The organism is Streptococcus sp. HMSC074F05 (assembly GCF_001808725.1).
Lineage (GTDB): Bacteria > Bacillota > Bacilli > Lactobacillales > Streptococcaceae > Streptococcus > Streptococcus parasanguinis_I.
This window is the reverse complement of record NZ_KV794411.1, coordinates 678,712-695,623: the sequence shown is the minus strand read 5'-3', so window position 1 is coordinate 695,623 and position 16,912 is coordinate 678,712. Positions and strand designations below refer to the sequence as shown.

Annotated in this window: 17 protein-coding genes; 16 read left to right on the top strand and 1 reads right to left on the bottom strand. The window is 44.9% G+C overall.

Annotation, left to right across the window (positions count from 1 at the left end):
- The first annotated feature begins 117 nt into the window (after window positions 1-117).
- The 6 genes from HMPREF2685_RS07125 (at window position 118) to proC (ending at window position 5,625) form a co-directional block, all read left to right on the top strand.
- Complete coding sequence (locus HMPREF2685_RS07125; RefSeq protein ID WP_003011186.1) at window positions 118-1,020, top strand: LysR family transcriptional regulator; 903 nt, start codon at window positions 118-120, stop codon at window positions 1,018-1,020.
- Window positions 1,021-1,023: 3 nt separating this feature from the next.
- Entirely contained in the window at window positions 1,024-1,485 is a 462-nt protein-coding gene (gene lspA / locus HMPREF2685_RS07120) for a signal peptidase II (RefSeq protein ID WP_070466119.1), read from the top strand.
- On the top strand, window positions 1,475-2,365 hold the full coding sequence (locus tag HMPREF2685_RS07115; protein WP_070466117.1) for an RluA family pseudouridine synthase: 891 nt from the start codon (window positions 1,475-1,477) through the stop codon (window positions 2,363-2,365). Before lspA ends, HMPREF2685_RS07115 begins: the two co-directional genes overlap by 11 nt.
- Before the next feature lie 73 nt (window positions 2,366-2,438).
- Window positions 2,439-3,548, top strand: a complete 1,110-nt coding sequence (gene proB / locus HMPREF2685_RS07110) for a glutamate 5-kinase (RefSeq protein ID WP_070466115.1) — start codon at window positions 2,439-2,441, stop codon at window positions 3,546-3,548.
- Window positions 3,549-3,558: 10 nt separating this feature from the next.
- Window positions 3,559-4,806, top strand: coding sequence for a glutamate-5-semialdehyde dehydrogenase (locus HMPREF2685_RS07105; protein WP_070466113.1), 1,248 nt, complete (start codon window positions 3,559-3,561; stop codon window positions 4,804-4,806).
- 3 nt (window positions 4,807-4,809) lie between these two features.
- A complete protein-coding gene (proC, locus tag HMPREF2685_RS07100; RefSeq protein WP_070466111.1) occupies window positions 4,810-5,625 on the top strand; it encodes a pyrroline-5-carboxylate reductase in 816 nt (271 codons plus the stop codon).
- A gap of 302 nt (window positions 5,626-5,927) precedes the next feature.
- On the opposite strand, the gene HMPREF2685_RS07095 is transcribed toward proC, so the two are convergent.
- Window positions 5,928-7,436: an ATP-binding cassette domain-containing protein gene (locus HMPREF2685_RS07095; RefSeq protein WP_070466110.1), complete on the bottom strand. Its 1,509-nt coding sequence runs from the start codon at window positions 7,434-7,436 to the stop codon at window positions 5,928-5,930.
- A gap of 318 nt (window positions 7,437-7,754) precedes the next feature.
- Here HMPREF2685_RS07095 and hemW point away from each other — a divergent pair, with 318 nt between their 5' ends.
- The 10 genes from hemW (at window position 7,755) to HMPREF2685_RS07045 (ending at window position 16,890) form a co-directional block, all read left to right on the top strand.
- The gene (gene hemW, locus HMPREF2685_RS07090; protein WP_070466108.1) at window positions 7,755-8,885 is read left to right on the top strand and encodes a radical SAM family heme chaperone HemW; all 1,131 of its coding nucleotides are present in this window, start codon (window positions 7,755-7,757) and stop codon (window positions 8,883-8,885) included.
- Between the two features lie 3 nt (window positions 8,886-8,888).
- Window positions 8,889-9,644, top strand: a complete 756-nt coding sequence (locus tag HMPREF2685_RS07085; RefSeq protein WP_049515197.1) for an acyl-ACP thioesterase domain-containing protein — start codon at window positions 8,889-8,891, stop codon at window positions 9,642-9,644.
- Window positions 9,634-10,320 (top strand): hypothetical protein, encoded by a 687-nt coding sequence (locus tag HMPREF2685_RS07080; RefSeq protein ID WP_070466106.1) that lies wholly within the window; start codon window positions 9,634-9,636, stop codon window positions 10,318-10,320. The genes HMPREF2685_RS07085 and HMPREF2685_RS07080 overlap by 11 nt, the downstream gene beginning before the upstream one ends.
- Complete coding sequence (locus HMPREF2685_RS07075; RefSeq protein ID WP_070466103.1) at window positions 10,321-11,091, top strand: TIGR01457 family HAD-type hydrolase; 771 nt, start codon at window positions 10,321-10,323, stop codon at window positions 11,089-11,091. It begins immediately after the preceding gene.
- Window positions 11,084-11,704, top strand: a complete 621-nt coding sequence (locus HMPREF2685_RS07070; RefSeq protein ID WP_049523177.1) for a TIGR01906 family membrane protein — start codon at window positions 11,084-11,086, stop codon at window positions 11,702-11,704. Before HMPREF2685_RS07075 ends, HMPREF2685_RS07070 begins: the two co-directional genes overlap by 8 nt.
- Complete coding sequence (locus HMPREF2685_RS07065) at window positions 11,701-12,684, top strand: CPBP family intramembrane glutamic endopeptidase (RefSeq protein WP_070466101.1); 984 nt, start codon at window positions 11,701-11,703, stop codon at window positions 12,682-12,684. The genes HMPREF2685_RS07070 and HMPREF2685_RS07065 overlap by 4 nt, the downstream gene beginning before the upstream one ends.
- A 237-nt stretch (window positions 12,685-12,921) precedes the next feature.
- Complete coding sequence (locus HMPREF2685_RS07060) at window positions 12,922-13,329, top strand: hypothetical protein (protein WP_049474581.1); 408 nt, start codon at window positions 12,922-12,924, stop codon at window positions 13,327-13,329.
- A 117-nt stretch (window positions 13,330-13,446) separates the two neighbouring features.
- Entirely contained in the window at window positions 13,447-15,282 is a 1,836-nt protein-coding gene (gene uvrC, locus HMPREF2685_RS07055) for an excinuclease ABC subunit UvrC (RefSeq protein ID WP_023918337.1), read from the top strand.
- A gap of 10 nt (window positions 15,283-15,292) precedes the next feature.
- Window positions 15,293-16,135: a metallophosphoesterase family protein gene (locus tag HMPREF2685_RS07050; RefSeq protein WP_070466099.1), complete on the top strand. Its 843-nt coding sequence runs from the start codon at window positions 15,293-15,295 to the stop codon at window positions 16,133-16,135.
- A 149-nt stretch (window positions 16,136-16,284) separates the two neighbouring features.
- Entirely contained in the window at window positions 16,285-16,890 is a 606-nt protein-coding gene (locus HMPREF2685_RS07045; RefSeq protein WP_070466097.1) for a nitroreductase family protein, read from the top strand.
- Window positions 16,891-16,912 lie beyond the last annotated feature (22 nt).

Sequence of the window (16,912 nt, the reverse complement as noted above, 5' to 3'; positions counted from 1 at the left end):
CGATTTCTGTCCCACTCTCTTTTTTATTTTCACTTGATGAGTGTCTCTTAAACGGATCTCTTCTTTCAGCCCCTAATTTATGGTATAATAGATCGATACTGTAATAAGGAAAATAGAATGAATATACAACAATTACGATATGTAGTGGCGATTGCCAACAGTGGTACTTTTCGTGAGGCTGCTGAAAAAATGTATGTGAGTCAGCCTAGCTTGTCCATCTCCGTCAGAGATCTGGAAAAAGAACTGGGGTTTAAGATTTTTCGTCGGACCAGTTCTGGGACTTTTTTGACCCGTCGGGGAATGGAATTTTATGAAAAAGCGCAGGACGTGGTCAAAGGGTTTGATGTGTTTCAAAATCAATATGCCAGTCCCGAAGAAGAGAAGAAAGAATTCTCTATTTCTAGTCAACACTATGACTTCTTACCACCTTTGATGACGGAATTCTCAATCCGCTATCCGGAAAATAAAAATTTCCGCATCTTTGAATCAACGACGGTCCAAATTTTAGACGAAGTGGCTCAAGGGCATAGTGAGTTGGGAATTATTTATCTCAACCGTCAAAATACCAAGGGGATTATGCAACGGGTTGATAAATTGGGGCTTGAAGTGGTGGATTTGATCCCTTTTCAGACTCATATTTACCTTCGCAAAGGACATCCTTTGGCTAAGAAGAAAAAACTGGTTATGGAAGATCTAGCTCAGTTGCCAACTGTTCGTTTTACCCAAGAAAAAGATGAGTACCTCTATTATTCAGAGAACTTTGTCGATACCAGTTCGAGCTCACAAATGTTCAATGTGACCGACCGGGCAACCTTGAATGGAATCTTGGAGCGGACGGATGCTTATGCGACGGGATCAGGCTTTTTGGATAGCCAGTCCGTGAATGGCATTACCGTGATTCCTTTAGAAGATAACTTAGACAATAAAATGGTCTATGTCAAACGCGAAGAGATGGATCTCTCTCCTGTAGCAGAGAAGTTTGTCGAGGTCATGGTAGAATATTTTGATCAAAAGAGGTAAGAAATGAAGAGAAAAACAATGGTCCCAGTAGCGATCGTCCTTTTGGTCCTACTGGATCAGCTGGTCAAATGGTATGTGGTGAAGAACATTCCACTGGGTGTCGTCAAGTCTTTTATTCCCCATGTGGTCAGCCTGACCTATCTTCAAAACACAGGTGCAGCTTTTTCGCTTCTTGAAAATCAGCAATGGTTCTTTACCCTCATCACTCTAGTCGTGATGGTAGGGGCCTTTTACTATCTCTATAAGCATCTCAAGGGGTCGCTTTGGATGGTGACAGGTTTGACCTTGGTTATCTCAGGTGGGTTGGGGAATTTTATCGATCGCCTGCGTCAGGGCTTTGTGGTCGATATGTTCCACCTGGACTTTATGAATTTTGCCATTTTTAATGTAGCAGATAGTTATTTGACAGTTGGAGTTTTCTTGCTCCTGATCCTGATGTTGAAAGAGGAAACGCATGGAAATTAAAATCGAAGTAGCCGGTGCGCGACTGGATAAGGCTTTGGCGGATTTGACTCCCTTGTCACGGGCTGTGGCCAATGAGCAGATCAAAGAAGGAAAAGTTCTGGTCAATGGGGCTGTAAAAAAAGCCAAGTACACGGTCAAAGAAGGGGACATCATCCAGTATGAAGTACCAGAAGTGGAAGAGGTCAGCTATGAAGCAGAAGATCTGCCCTTAGACATCGTCTATGAGGACCAGGATGTAGTCGTCGTCAATAAACCTCAAGGCATGGTTGTTCACCCAAGTGCGGGTCATACCAGTGGGACCTTGGTCAATGCGCTCTTATACCATGTCAAGGACCTTTCAGGGATCAATGGGGAATTGCGTCCAGGGATCGTTCATCGGATTGATAAAGACACGTCAGGCCTCTTGATGGTCGCAAAAAATGACCAAGCTCACGTCGCCTTAGCAGAGGAACTCAAAGACAAAAAATCTCTCCGGAAGTATTGGGCCATTGTCCATGGCAATCTTCCGAACGATCGAGGGATGATTGAAGCACCCATTGGTCGCAGTGAAAAGGACCGGAAAAAACAAGCGGTGACGGCTAAAGGAAAACCTGCAGTGACCCGTTTTCAGGTTTTGGAACGCTTTGGAAATTACACCTTGGTAGAGTTGCAACTGGAGACTGGACGGACCCACCAAATTCGGGTGCACATGGCCTATATTGGTCACCCCGTGGCTGGAGATCCTGCTTATGGTCCTAAGAAGACACTTAAAGGACAAGGACAGTTTCTGCATGCGCGGACACTTGGCTTTACCCATCCCCGTACAGGCGAGACCTTGGAATTTACAGCAGAGGTACCAGAGATCTTTGAGAAAACGCTGGAAGACCTTCGAAAAGGATAGTGAAGATGGCTGAATGGAGATTCAGTCACTTTCATTAGATACGAAATAAATAGTATTAGAAAGAATCATAGCGATGAAAGCAAAACGAATCGTCTTTAAAGTAGGGACCTCGTCTTTGACCAATCCTGATGGGAGCCTCTCCAGACAGAAGGTCAAGGTCATTACCCAGCAGTTGGCCCTCTTACACGAATCGGGCCATGAGTTGATCTTGGTCTCATCAGGGGCGGTTGCTGCAGGGTTTGGTGCCCTTGGTTTTAAGAAACGGCCGACTAAGGTGGCAGACAAGCAAGCCTCTGCGGCAGTTGGTCAAGGTTTATTGATGGAAGAATATACCTCTAATCTTCTTTTACGCAACATTGTTTCTGCACAAATTTTATTAACTCAGGATGACTTTGCGGATCAACGTCGCTATAAGAATGCCCACCAGGCCCTTTCTGTCTTACTCAACCGTGGGGCGATTCCGATTATCAATGAAAATGATACGGTTTCTATCGCTGAGCTAAAAGTTGGCGACAATGATACCTTGAGTGCGCAGGTTGCGGCCATGGCCCAAGCGGATCTTTTGGTGCTGTTGACGGATGTAGATGGCCTCTATACAGCCAATCCTTCTCAGGATCCAACAGCCAAGCGTTTGGAGCGGATCGAGCACATTTCTCGCGAGATGATCGAGATGGCTGGAGGTGCGGGTAGTAGCAATGGAACTGGCGGAATGCTGACCAAACTCAAGGCAGCGACCCTGGCTACAGAGTCAGGAGTTCCCGTCTATATTTGCTCGTCTCTCAAGCCTGATGCCTTGATCGAAGCGGCGCAAGAACAAGCAGATGGCAGTTACTTCCTTGCAGAGGACAAAGGCTTAAAAACTCAGAAGCAATGGCTAGCCTTTTATGCAGAAAGTAAAGGAGCTATTTGGGTGGATGCTGGAGCGGCTGAGGCCTTGTTGCAATACGGAAAGAGTTTATTAATTTCTGGTGTGACCAAGGCAGAAGGGGATTTTTCTTATCAAGACATCGTCAGTGTCTATCATCAAGAGTCAGGACAATTACTAGGGAAAGGGAAAGTTCGTCTCGGCTACTCGGCTGTGCGCGATATGCTCCAATCTAAAAAAGCCAAGGGAATCCTCATCCACCGTGATGATTGGATCTCGGTAACTCCTGAGATTGACTTACTCTTTACAGAATTCTAAAGGAAAATGTATGGAAACAACACAAGAACAATTTGCCTTAGCGAGATCGGCTAAGAAAAGCATCAATACGGCCAGTACAGCTCTTAAAAATCAGGCCTTAGAAGCTATGGCCAGCCAGCTTCTGAAAGCGACGGAAGCCATTTTAGCAGCCAATCAAATCGATATGGGAGTAGCACGCGGGAAGATCTCTGAAGTCATGCTAGATCGCCTATTTCTTGATCAAGAACGGATTGCAGGGATGGCACAAGGGATCCGTGCTTTAATCGATCTGCCAGATCCGATTGGGGAAGTACTGGATACTGAAGTCTTGGAAAATGGCCTTAAAATCCAGAAGGTTCGAGTAGCTATGGGCGTCATTGGGATCATTTATGAAAGCCGTCCAAATGTAACGTCAGACGCTGCAGCACTTGCCATCAAGAGTGGCAATGCAGTAGTCCTTCGTACTGGAAAGGATGCCTTTCATTCTGCTCAAGCGATCGTAACCGCTCTTAAGGCTGGATTGGAAGAAGCCGGACTCAATCCAGATCTTCTCCAATTGATCCAAGATACGAGTCGAGCTTCTAGTCTTGCTATGATGAAGGCTAAGGGCTACCTGGACTTGCTTATTCCACGTGGTGGTGCTGGTTTGATCCAAGCAGTGGTTGAAAATGCCATTGTCCCTGTGATCGAGACAGGAACTGGAATTGTTCATGTCTATGTGGACAAGGAGGCTGATTTCCAGAAAGCCCTAGCGATTATCGAAAATGCCAAGACCAGTCGCCCCTCTGTCTGCAATGCTATGGAGGTCTTGTTGGTCGATCAAGCGATCGCGTCTGATTTCTTGCCCTTGGTCAAAGAGCGCTTAGTGGATGAGCGGGAAAGATCGGTTGAGTTGCGCCTAGATGAGGACGCACAGGCTATCATTTCGGGGAAAGCAGCGCAGGAGCAGGATTTTGATACCGAATTTTTAGATTATATTTTAGCAGTCAAGGTCGTTGATGGAGTCGAGGAAGCGGTAGGTCACATAGAAGCTCATAGCACCCATCATTCGGATGCCATTGTGACTGAAAATCCTGAGACAGCCGCTTATTTTACCAAGCAAGTAGATTCAGCAGCCGTTTATGTCAATGCATCTACACGCTTTACAGACGGGGGTCAATTTGGCCTAGGTTGTGAAATGGGGATCTCGACCCAAAAACTCCATGCGCGTGGACCAATGGGACTGCGGGAGATGACTAGTTACAAGTATATCGTCAGTGGAAATGGTCAAGTGAGGTAAGTCATGAAAGTAGCATTTATCGGTCTTGGAAATATGGGAGCTAGTCTGGCCAAAGCGGTCGCAAAAGAAGTGGCTAACACAGACCTGCTCTTGGTCAACCGTTCCCCTCAAAAGGTGGAAGAGTTTATCAGCCAGTATGGGGGAACGGCGTCTAATCTTGAACAAGTCTTTCAAGAGGCGGAGGTCATCTTCTTAGGTGTCAAACCCTATCAACTCAGCCCTTTACTTGAAGAGTACCAGGTCATTTTGGGCCAACGTTCCAATCTCCTGTTGGTTTCTATGGCAGCAGGTCTGGAACTGGAGCAAATGTCAAGTGTAGTTAAAAATGAGCGGGTGGGTCTCATCCGCATCATGCCTAATACACCAGTAGCCATTGGTCAAGGTGTCATCAGTTTGGCCCGCTCCCAAGCAGTAACAGACCAGCAGATAGCGCAAGTCAAGCAGCTTTTAGCAAGCGCTGGGGCTCTCTATGAAATCGAAGAAAAATTAATGGATTCTGCAACTGCTGTTGCAGGCTGTGGTCCAGCCTTTGTCTATCAGATGATCGAGGCCATGGCGGATGCAGGAGTAGCCTTGGGATTACCACGTAGTCAGTCTCTTCAGATGGCGGCTCAGACTTTCAAAGGGGCAGCCAGTATGGTCTTAGAGACGGGGCAACATCCTGGAAACTTGAAGGATGCAGTTTGTAGCCCAGGTGGCTCAACCATCGCAGGAGTCAATCGCTTAGAACAAGTCGGCCTACGGGGCGACATTATTGCAGGTGTGGAAGCTGCCTACAAACGCACCCAAGAAATGGGACAAGAGGCAGGGCGAAATTAGATAAAATAATTGGTCAAAACCAAGCGTGTAGAACAGTGACGAACTGTTCTTTTATACAAATCTAACAAATTCAGAGTTATCCAATCCTCTATTGAAACTTTTCGCTGTGAGAAAAGTGCCTGAAACTTAATGGTTTCAGGCACTCGGGAGTTTTGAAACCTTAGGTTCAAAACTAAGTCATGGAACTTCTACGAAGTTCGCTGACGTCCGTTCTCGCCTAAGGAAAGTTTCTAAGAGGACTTTATTTTAAATGTAAAAGATTGGTTTTTTATCCAATCTTTTTTACGTTAGAGCGACTCTATCTATACGAAGCCATTTTCTGTCAGACAATAGATTTTTTGGCAGACTTCTTTGAGGAAGGTCCGATCGTGGGAGACTGTAACCAGTCCGCCTGGGTAGTCTGCGAATAGGCGACGAATTTCTGGTTGGGAAGTGGGGGAAAAATTACGAGTAGGCTCGTCCAAGAGCAGAAACTGGGGACTTGTGAGTACTAATTGAAGGAGGAAGAGTTTTCCTTGCTGGCCACCAGAAAGTTCAGAGATAGGATGATGCATTTCAGAATAAGTAAAGTTGAGGGAGGCTAAATGCAATTGAATAGTGTTGATTTCTTCGCGATCACCTGAATGCTGAAGAAATTGAACCGGTGTCTGAGTCAGAGGGAGGCCTTCAGTGTAATCTTGAGGCATATAGGCAGTGCGGATACTCTCATTATTCTGTAAAATCTCCCAGATCATTTTTAGGAAAGTGGATTTCCCAACACCGTTGGAACCGATAATTCCTATCTTATCCTGCCCTTGAAGTGTGAGGGAGAGGTTCTTGACTAGGAAACGATCCCCAATTGCGAGCTCTTCTTGATCTAAGAGAAGGACACGTTTTTGAGGAGACAAGGGAGTGAGGGAAGGGAAATGCAGATGGATGATTTCCTCATCATAGGGTTGGGAAGTCATGGATTGGAATTCTCGCTCGTAACGCTTTTCTTGTGAGAGGAGGGACTTCATTTTCTTTGCCAGGAGACGTCCAGCAGTGCTATCTTTAGTATTACGTAAGGAAGTTTCGACTTGTTGACGGACGCGACGGTGCTTCTCCATTGTTTTTCGGTAGGCTCGTTGATCGTTGGCCGCTTGCTGAGACTGTTGCTTAAATTGTTGTTCCCTCTGGCTACTGTAGTCTTGATAGCCTAGGTGCTCTACGATGGTTTCAGCTTCCTTACGGTGTTTGATCTGTCTGAGGTGTATGATGGTATCCGCCGTCTGAGTTAAAAAATCCTCATGATGGGAAATAAATATGATGGTTTGGGGACTGGTTTGGATCATCTGCTGGAGCCAGTCCAAGGTCTCCAAATCCAGATCGTTTGAAGGTTCATCTAAAAATAGCAATTCATGAGGACAACAAAGTTCGTGAAGCAGTTGGACTTTGAGGGCTTCTCCACCAGATAGACTTCCGATGGTTTGATCGCTTGCAAAGCGCTCGCTATTAAAATGCAATTGATCTGCCAGTCTGTAGAGGGTGGCATAGTCTAGCTCGTCCTCTCCAAAAAAATATTCTTCCAAGGTTTTTCCCTTCAAAGCTTCCGGTAAAGTCTGGGGAATATAGGCATAGGAGTGAAAGGAAGTGGTGATTTCTCCTTCTATGGTCAGATAATCTGGTAGAGATTTTGAGGACATAAGGACCTGAAGTAAGGAAGATTTTCCATTCCCTTCTTCGCCAATAATAGCAACTTTTTCTCCTTCATGAATGGTCAGGGACAGATCTCGAACCAGATCTCGTAAATCTTTTGTATGTCGGATAGTGAGGTGGGATAGTTTTAGCATAAGATTCCTTTCTACTGGGACAAAAAACAGCTCTACCTATTTAGTAGAGCTGTATTCATGTGGAACCCAAGCAGAAAAAAACCTTATTTAGCCAACAAACGGTTGGAGAATAGGCGAGAGGGTACACAAAAAGAGATAGAACAAGCAGTCCACTAAATAAAGTATTTTATTTAACGAAACTTAGTTGTTCATATCTCCTTACCTCCGAATATGATTAGGTTTATTCTATTCCTTTTATTCGTTATTGTCAAGGAATTCCTTGCTTCTTACTCCCTTTTCTTTTCGGACTCGGGGGGATTTTATGGTATAATTAAAAGTATGCATACAAAACCAACGTCCGCTTATGTCCACATCCCATTTTGTACCCAGATTTGTTTTTATTGTGATTTTTCGAAGGTCTTTATCAAGAATCAACCGGTCGATGCCTATTTGGAGCATTTGATCCAAGAATTTCGTCGGGAAGAAATCACACACTTACGGACTCTCTATATTGGGGGTGGGACACCGACAGCTCTAACTGCGGATCAGCTAGCCTATCTGCTCAAGGAGCTGACCAAGTCGCTGGATCTGTCTCAGATGGAAGAGCTGACCATCGAGGCCAATCCTGGTGATTTGGATCCGGATAAGATTGCGGTCTTGAAGGATTCGCCGGTTAATCGGGTTTCATTGGGCGTGCAGACTTTTGATAATCGCTTGCTCAAGAAGATTGGTCGAAGCCACCAAGAGCAGGACATTTATGACAATATCGACCGTCTGAAGCTGGCTGGTTTTGACAATATTTCGATCGACCTCATTTATGCGCTTCCAACGCAAACCATGGACCAGGTCAAAGAGAATGTTGCGAAGGCTCTTGCCCTTGACATTCCCCACATGAGTCTTTACAGTTTGATTCTGGAAAATCACACAGTCTTTATGAATCGCATGAGACGGGGCAAGCTTCCTCTACCAAAAGAGGAGTTGGAAGCAGAGATGTTTGAATACATTATTCAGGAGTTGGAGCGAGCGGGCTTTGAGCATTACGAAATTTCTAATTTCTCCAAGCCTGGTTTTGAAAGTCGGCACAATCTCATGTATTGGGACAATGCCGAGTATTATGGATTGGGAGCTGGTGCATCCGGCTATGTCGATGGGATTCGCTACAAGAATCATGGCCCCATTCGTCACTATATGCAGGCTGTCGAAGAGGGAAATGCGCGTGTCCAAGAAGAACATCTGACTCAGACAGAAATGATGGAAGAAGAGATGTTTCTAGGACTACGTAAGAAAACAGGCGTTTCCAAGAAGCGTTTTGAAGAAAAGTTTGGTATGAATTTTGACCAACAATATGGATCAGTGGTTGAGGAATTGACCCAGCAGGGCCTTTTGGTACCTGACAAGGACATTGTACGAATGACCAAGAAAGGTCTCTTTTTAGGAGACACTGTAGCAGAGAAGTTTATTTTGGAGTAGAAAATGGCAAAAACATTTGAATACAGCATGAAAATTCCGTTTGATATGAGCGATGTCAATGGTTATATTAAGATTCCCCAATTGATCTTGCTGTCTTTACAGGTATCGGGCATGCAATCGATTGAGCTGGGTATGAGTGATATGTACATTTTAGAGAACTACAATCTAGTCTGGATTATCACGGATTACAATATGAAGATCGAGCGTCTCCCTGTTTTTGATGAGAAAATCACTATCGAAACCTATGCCAAGAGTCACAATCGACTTTTCTGCTACCGGGCCTTTAATATCAAGGATGAAGCAGGAAATACTATCATTGAGATGGTCGCGACCTTTGTCTTGATGGATCGGGATACGCGCAAGGTTCATCCTGTTATGAGTGAAATCACGGATGCCTTTGACTCTGAATTTTCAAAAACCATGCTCCGCGGTCCCCGTTTCAAAGAATTAGAAGGCGGCGTGGAACAAGAATACCGGGTTCGGTTTTACGACTTGGATATGAACGGGCATGTCAATAATAGCAAGTACTTGGACTGGGTTTTTGAGGTGATGGGAGCAGACTTCTTGACCCATCATGTCCCTAAAAAAGTTCATCTAAAATATGTCAAAGAAGTGCTAGCAGGAGGTCTCATCACCTCTCAATATGAACAAGAGGGCTTGAAAACTCAGCATCAAATTACTTCAGATGGTCAGATCAATGCCCAAGCTGAAATTGAGTGGGAAGAAGTAGAAGAAAAGGGTTGGAATTATGGAAAGTAGAAGATTAAAAAATAAAAAACAGGAGCTTGAAAGCTATCAAAAACGGGTTGTGGCCTATGCCAAGCGTCAAAAGAACCCTTTGTACATGTTGGGAGATTGGCTCTTGACTCTTTGTGCTTTGGGCATCATCCTGGTAGAGGAAATTTATAAATTTTTCCGCTATCGCTTGAATTTAGAGAGTTTTAATCGCTTTTTAAGAGAAGATGTACGCTGGTATCGGGTCTGGATCCATTTCACCTTGGCCTTTCTTTTACCGGTCATGATCTTCTCGATTGGGATTACTAGCCAATCAGGATCCTTCTGGTCCAATTTCTATCACCGCTTGTCCCAAGGCGTGCTCTTTAGCACAACAGTCAGCCTCGCTGCGACCTTGGTGACGGATTTTGTGGAGAATTTGCAACCAGAAACTAAGTCTGACGGGAAAAATCGGAGTACTAAACGCACGGTTTATCAAATCAGTGTGGATCAGGCAACCGTGATAGGCTTGTTATTGACCATTGTGATCCTCATGGTAGCATCCTTCTTGTTCACCCAATCAGGAAGTCAAGGGATTAATTTTACAGGTTTGATTTTACAATTTATCCTCTATGCTGGAGCCTTGCTCTTATATGGTTCTGGTGGACGAGTCGATGCAGAGAAGTTTCATGAAGAAGCTGACACAGGAAGGGAAGAATAAATGCACTATAAGGGCTATTTGATTGATTTGGATGGCACTATTTACAAAGGAAAATCACGAATTCCTGCAGGAGAAGCTTTTGTTCATGAACTGCAGGCGCGTGAGATTCCATATCTCTTTGTGACCAATAACACAACCCGCACACCAGAGACTGTTCGGGATATGCTGGCCACTCATTTCAATATTGAAACCCCAGTTTCGACTATCTATACAGCTACCCTTGCGACCATTGACTACATGAATGACCAAAATTTGGGCAAAAAGGTCTATGTGATCGGAGAAGCGGGGCTCAAAGATGCTATTGAAGAAGCTGGCTATATCATCGATGAAGAAGCACCTGATTATGTGGTGATTGGCCTCGATTGGCAAGTCGACTATGAGAAGTTTGCTATTGCGACCTTGGCGATTCAAAAGGGAGCGCACTTTATCGGGACTAACCCTGACCTCAACATTCCAACAGAGCGTGGCTTGCTGCCAGGTGCAGGATCCTTGATTGCGCTTGTTGAAGCAGCGACACGGGTCGAGCCTGTGATCATTGGCAAACCAAAGTCCATCATCATGGACAAGGCCATTGAACACCTGGGTCTTGCAAGAGAAGAAGTGGTTATGGTTGGCGACAACTACCTAACAGATATTCGTGCAGGTATTGACAATGGGATTCCAACCCTTTTGGTGACGACAGGTTTTACCAAACCAGAAGAAGTGTCAACCTTACCAATCGCACCGACACATGTTGTTGCCAGTCTAGCGGAGTGGGATTTTGATGCTTAAAAGTCTGAAATCAATTAACCTATTTTTCTTTATCTTGTCAGCTGCAATCCTTCTTACCATTGCTCTCGCTTGGGCCCTCTATCCCATGGAAATTCATTGGTTGGGGATTCAAAGCCGGACTGGTTATTCGGCTTCTGCCATCATGAAGAATTTTAATGTCTTGATGAACTACTTGACCAATCCTTTTCAATGGGTGTTGAAGATGCCTCAATTCCCCTCTTCAAAAAATGGACTGCACCATTTTGAGGCCGTCAAGTATCTATTTCACTTAGTGACGGTCGTTTTTGTGGTCACACTCCCTGGTTTTATCCAGTTTATGCGGACAGTTGTCAAAAAAGGCTACCTTACCTTGTACCGTAGTCTCTTCTTTTGGATGATGGTTTTACCAGTGGTGATTGCAGTGGTGGCTGTTATGATTGGCTTTGATCAATTCTTTACGCTCTTTCATCAGGTCTTATTTGCTGGGGACAATACTTGGCTCTTTGATCCGCGCGTGGATTCGATTATTCTTGCATTACCAGAAGACTACTTTATGCATGCCTTTTTGATTTTCTTTGTCTTATACGAAGGAATATGTGCGAGTTTTTATCTATTTTCTAGGAGGAAGAAATGAACCAATACAACCGATTATTAGACCCTAAAAAAGATATAGGAAGGTATTCCGGGACACTTGCCATTTATCTCTTGGTAATGACCTTGGTAACCGTCCTGTGGGAAGTCCTCTTAGGCTTAACCCTAGCAGGCTCTATCAGAAAAGATCCAAGTCAAGTAACGGAGAAACTCAATGCCCTGAATGTTTGGGCAGGTATTCCCTATCTTATCTCTATTTCCATTGGACTCTTTCTCTTTAATGCCTATCGCAAGAAGGCCCTTTATAAATATGATCTTAAGCACAAGGGACGTAAGATGACTCTTTCAGTCTTCTTTATTCTTCTCGCCTTTCTTGGCTTTTCTCAAGTCTTTTCATCTGTGATGACACAAGTGATTGAGCGCATGTTTGAGACCATTGGCCTTCATTCTCCAACACCCGATCTAGGTGATACGATTGAGCGATCATGGACCATGCTCTTGTATGCTGGATTTTTTGGTCCTATCACAGAGGAATTCTTCTTCCGTGGGGCAGGCTTGCGAGGCTTGGAACGGTATGGGAAGATTTTTGCCATTGTCATGACGGCTATCTTGTTTGGACTCTTTCATGCCAATTTTGACCAGCTCTTTTTCGCAAGTATCATTGGTCTAGGTTTCGGCTACATTGCCTTTGAATACAATATCTGGTGGGCTATTTTCTATCACATTTTTAATAACTTTGTCATTTCCCAAGGCTTGCATTATGTGGCCTATCATGTGGACGAGGGACTAGCGAATTGGCTCCAAATCGGCGTCTTAGCTATTGGATCCATTGTCATGCTTGTGGTTCTTGCGACCAAATGGCCAGCTATCAAGGCCTATATTGAGACTAATAAACCGCAACCGGGAGTTTTCCAGCGTGCCCTCGCTTCTTTCTGGTTCTGGTTCTTCGTCTTATTTACCATCTTGATGTCCATTCTGCCTTATGTGATTCCGATCTTCCAGATGGCCAATTTCAAAGGATAAGTATTATCGAGAGAGTGGGACAGAAATCGGTAATTCGTTAGAATTCGATTTCGTCGTCCCACCTCCGCACAGTTGAGTAGAGCTGTAAAATCTGATGAAAGCAGCGTAGTAGAGCCCACTCAACCACTGCGTCTTGCTCGACAATCCAAAAACAATTGAGAGGCTAGGACTTTTGTCCCACCCTCTTTTTGCTATAATATAGAGTAACGAAAATTTAAAATGGAGTAATGACTTCTGATGAAAAATACATCTAAAAAATGGAAATGGTTTCTGTTGATAATCCCTGCACTGATGATTTTAGGAATTATCACGACTACTCTTGATGAGATGAAATCAAAGGATGGAATTTATTATCTGACAGTAAAAAATGAATCTACTAAAACAGCCTCACTAGATAAAACTTCATGGATTAAAATAGAAGGAGAGCAGATCACTGTGAAGGAAGGGAGTTCAGAACGTACTTACTCATATGATCCTGAAAATGATGAATTTGTTAGAGACTCAGAGAAGTACACTTGTTTGATACATGATGGGCTTCTAACCCTTTCAGGAGAACAGCCGCAAAAGGAATTACCTGAGTATGTCAGTCCGAATAGTAGTTGGTATTCGGGATATGAAAAAGGGCAAGTGAAGATAAAGGATTGAGATTGGATGTCTGATATACCATTTAATAATTATTTTTGACTTGGTGAAGGCGGATGTAGAAAATACAGATAAAATACAGAGAGGCCAAGACCTCTCTTTTTTGCTATAATAGAGAGTATGAATAACTTGATTAAATCCAAGCTCGAGCTCTTGCCGACGAGTCCGGGCTGTTACATTCACAAAGATAAGAACGGTACCATCATCTATGTGGGGAAGGCCAAGAATCTTCGCAATCGGGTGCGGTCCTATTTCAGAGGGAGCCACGATACCAAGACGGAAGCGCTGGTATCTGAGATTGTGGATTTTGAGTTTATCGTCACTGAGTCCAATATTGAGGCCTTGCTTCTTGAGATCAACCTCATCAAGGAGAACAAGCCCAAGTACAATATCATGCTCAAGGACGATAAGTCCTATCCCTTCATCAAGATTACCAATGAGCGTTATCCCCGTCTTATCATCACGCGCCAGGTCAAAAAAGATGGCGGTCTCTATTTCGGTCCCTATCCAGACGTAGGAGCGGCTAATGAGATCAAAAGGCTTTTGGATCGGATTTTCCCTTTCCGCAAGTGCACCAATCCGCCTTCCAAGGTCTGCTTTTACTACCATTTAGGACAGTGTATGGCTCACACAGTCTGCCACAAGGACGAGGCCTATTTCAAGGGCATGGCCCAGGAGGTTTCTGACTTCCTCAAGGGGCAGGATGACAAGATTATCGATGAGCTCAAGCTCAAGATGAATACCGCTGCGCAAAACATGGAATTTGAGCGGGCAGCCGAGTACCGCGATCTGATCCAGGCCATCGGGACCCTGCGGACCAAACAGCGGGTCATGGCTAAGGATTTGCAGAACCGGGATGTCTTTGGCTACTACGTGGACAAAGGCTGGATGTGTGTGCAGGTCTTCTTTGTCCGTCAGGGTAAGCTGATCGAGCGCGACGTCAACCTTTTTCCTTACTACAATGATCCGGACGAGGATTTTTTGACCTATGTGGGGCAGTTTTACCAGGAGAAATCCCACCTGATCCCCAATGAAATCCTGATCCCTCAGGATATCGATGAGGAAGCGGTCAAGGCCCTAGTGGATACCAAGGTCCTCAAGCCCCAGCGTGGGGAGAAGAAGCAGTTGGTCAATCTGGCTATTAAAAATGCGCGTGTCAGTCTGGAGCAGAAGTTCAATCTCCTTGAAAAATCCATGGAGAAGACCCAAGGTGCTATTGAAAACCTTGGAAAACTCCTGCAAATCCCAACTCCTGTGCGTATTGAGTCCTTTGACAACTCCAACATCATGGGGACCAGTCCCGTTTCTGCCATGGTGGTCTTTGTCAATGGGAAGCCAAGTAAAAAGGACTACCGCAAGTACAAGATCAAGACCGTTGTCGGACCAGATGACTATGCCAGCATGCGGGAGGTCATTCGCAGACGCTACAGTCGGGTCATGCGGGATGGCTTGACGCCACCAGATCTAATCGTCATCGATGGGGGTCAGGGCCAGGTTAATGTCGCTAAGCAAGTCATCCAAGAAGAGTTGGGGCTGGACATTCCCATCGCAGGCCTGCAAAAGAATGACAAGCACCAAACCCATGAATTGCTCTTCGGTGATCCTCTCCAAGTCATCGAACTTTCTCGAACCTCGCAGGAATTTTTCCTCCTGCAACGGATCCAGGATGAGGTCCACCGTTTCGCCATCACCTTCCACCGCCAGCTTCGGTCTAAGAATTCCTTCTCCTCCCAGCTGGATGGGATCGAAGGCTTGGGACCAAAACGCAAGCAGTTGCTGATGAAACACTTCAAGTCACTGACCAAAATCAAAGAAGCTACTGTAGATGAGATCGTCACAGTTGGCATCCCACGAGCAGTGGCTGAAGCGGTGCAAGCTAAGCTCCATCAAGGAAAGCAAGAAGAAGCAAGTCTCTTGATGGAAGTTGCGGAGGATTCTGAATCATACCAATCATAAGGAGTTTAAAATGAACCATCGAATCGCTATTTTATCTGATATCCACGGAGATACGACAGCCCTGGAGGCAGTGATTGCGGATGCGCGTGCTCTAGGCGCAACGGAATACTGGCTTTTGGGGGACATTTTGCTACCGGGGCCTGGAAGAGAGGACCTTTTTGAGTTGCTGGATGCGATTCCGATTACAGCGGCTGTTCGTGGAAATTGGGACGATTGTGTCCTAGAGGCCTTGGATGGCGAGTACGGACTTGAGGATCCGCAGGAGATCCAGCTTCTTCGTCTCACTCAGTACCTCATGGAAGGACTAGATCCTAAGCGGATCGATTGGCTTCGCTCCCTTCCATTGGTAGAGAAGAAGGAGGTCAATGGCATTCGCTTTTCACTGACCCACAATTTGCCAGAAAAGAATTATGGTGGGGATTTGCGTCCAGCTAATGCGACGGAGAACTTTGACCAACTGCTGGATGACCAGACGGATCTGGCGATCTACGGTCATGTCCACAAGCAGTTGCTTCGCTATGGCAGTCAGGGCCAACAGATCCTCAATCCAGGAACTATTGGTATGCCTTATTTTGACTGGGAACCAATTCAAAACCACAGAGCTCAATATGCTCTGATCGATGTCGAAGAAGATGGGGTGACCAACCTGCAATTTCGTAAGGTGGCCTATGACTATGAAGCAGAGCTCCAAGATGCTAAGGACAAGGGCCTTCCCTTTATTGAGATGTACGAAGAATTGAGACGCGAGGATAACTATCGGGGTCATAACATCGAGCTCCTAACTGGCTTAATTGAGAAATACGGTTATGCCAAAGAAGTAGCTGCCTATTTCAATTTTTTCAATGAATCATAGGTAGATCTCTTGTGTATTCAACCTATCCCAAAAGAGGCGGATGTTCAAAATGTCCGCTTCTTTTTTCACAATCTTAGGCTGTAAAACTCTGCAAGCTCTTTCATTTTGTGTTAAAATAGAGGTAACAGAAATAGAAAAGGAAGAAGCTTATGAAATTTCTAGAGCTCAATAAAAAACGCCATGCGATCAAGCATTTCACTGACCAACCGGTCGATCCAAAGGATGTACGGACTGCCATTGAGATCGCAACCTTGGCCCCTAGTGCCCACAATAGCCAGCCTTGGAAATTTGTGGTCGTTCGTCAAAAAAATGCTGAATTGGCAAAATTAGCCTATGGTGCAAACTACGATCAAGTCATGGAAGCACCTGTGACCATCGCCCTCTTTACAGATACTGATTTGCAAAAACGGGCTCGCAAGATTGCGCGTGTCGGTGGGGTGAAAAACTTTACAGATGAGCAGTTGCAATACTTTATGCAAAATCTTCCTGCTGAATTTGCACGCTATGATGCCCAACAAACAAGTGATTACTTGGCTTTGAATGCTGGTCTTGTGGCCATGAACTTGGTACTTGCTTTGACAGACCAAGGCATTGGAACCAATATTATTTTGGGATTTGATAAATCGAAAATCAATGAAGTATTGGACATCGAAGAGCGTTTCCGTCCGCAAGTCTTGATTACGGTTGGCTATGCGGCTGAAAAAGTAGAGCCAAGCTATCGCTTACCAGTGGACGAAATCATTGACAAACGCTAAGCCAATTAGCAAATAGAAGATC